This is a genomic window from Sporosarcina sp. NCCP-2331 (assembly GCF_023707945.1).
In the GTDB taxonomy this organism is placed as follows: Bacteria; Bacillota; Bacilli; order Bacillales_A; family Planococcaceae; genus Sporosarcina; species Sporosarcina cascadiensis.
Genome location: NZ_BRCD01000076.1, coordinates 1 through 1464 on the forward strand (window position 1 = coordinate 1; position 1464 = coordinate 1464).

The window sequence follows — 1464 nt, forward strand, 5'->3', positions numbered from 1 at the left end:
TAAAATGTACCCTATACGATAGACACTTTGAAAAAAGTCTATCGTATGGGGTACTTTTGTTTATAATGGGGAAAAAGACGACGGGAGTGGATCAAAATGACACGAGAACTATTTACTACTGATGAACAAGCCCAATTACAATGCAATCCCAACGTACAGGCTGTTAGTGACAAATCTATCACTTATACCGATGAATTTAAACGCCATTTTATTGCGGAAAATGAAAAAGGAAAACTGCCGCGAGAAATATTCGAGGAGGCTGGCTTAGATGCTGATTTAATAGGAATAGAACGGGTTAGATCTTCAGGAAAGCGCTGGCGTGCTGCCTACCGAAAAAATGGTGTAGAGGGCTTACAGGATACACGAAAAAATAATTCAGGTCGCCCAATAGAACGCGACCTAACACCAGAAGAAAAAATTGAACGGTTGGAAGCGAAGAATCGCTTATTACAGGCGGAGAATGAACTGTTAAAAAAGCTCGATCTACTCGAAAGGCAGATGATGAAAAAGAAATCACCATCCAAACGTCGCTGAAATATGAACTTATCCATTCCACTATCCGAAAATATAAATTAGCACGTTTGGTGAGCTACTTATGCGAAATCATGGAGGTCTCCCGTTCGGGCTACTATAAGCACTTTGAAGAGAAATCTAAACAGAGACGCGTCACACAAGAACAGGCAGATGAAGCCGTAAAGGAGATCATTTTACGGGCCTATCATTTTAGAGGCAGAAAAAAAGGGGCGCGCCAAATCAAAATGACACTTCAAAATCAGTATGGCATCACATATAACCTAAAACGTATCCGCCGTATTATGAAGAAATTTGAGATCATCTGTCCGATCCGCAAGGCTAATCCAGCACGTCGAATGGCGAAGGCAACGAAGGAGCATCGCACATGTGAAAACACGTTACAACGCGAGTTTAAGCAAGGGGTAGCTGGAAAGGTATTATTGACTGATATCACTTATTTGACGTATGGAAATGGAAAACGTGCGTACTTATCAACGATTAAAGACGCCCAAACGAATGAGATATTAGCCTATGAAACCTCTTCTTCTTTAGGTCTGGACATCGCAATGAATACGCTTCAGAAACTAAAGAAACACCGCCATTTACTAACAGATGCCTTTATACATTCGGATCAAGGATTTCATTATACGAATCCGAGATATCAGGCAGCTGTGAAGAAAATGGGGTTAGGGCAATCGATGTCACGTAGAGGAAACTGTTGGGATAACGCTCCGCAAGAATCATTTTTTGGGCATTTTAAGGATGAAACCAATATAAAAGATTGCGAGACATTAGAAGAAGTGAGACGAGAGATTAAGAGTTATATGACGTACTACAATCATTATCGAGGTCAATGGAATTTGAAAAAGCTGCCGCCTGCAAAATACAGACAACAGCTTCAACAAACAGCCTAGACTTTTTATAATTGTCCTTTACAAAGGGTACACTTTA

At 40.5% G+C, this 1464-nt stretch carries 1 protein-coding gene; it reads left to right on the plus strand.

All coding sequences use genetic code 11. The features are described 5' to 3' along the window. The first annotated feature begins 96 nt into the window (after positions 1-96). Positions 97-1427, plus strand: a protein-coding gene (locus NCCP2331_RS18225; protein WP_251672119.1) for an IS3 family transposase whose coding sequence is annotated in 2 segments (ribosomal slippage) — positions 97-478 and positions 478-1427 — 1332 coding nt in all. Because the reading frame shifts where the segments join, the coding sequence is not laid out codon by codon here. Positions 1428-1464 lie beyond the last annotated feature (37 nt).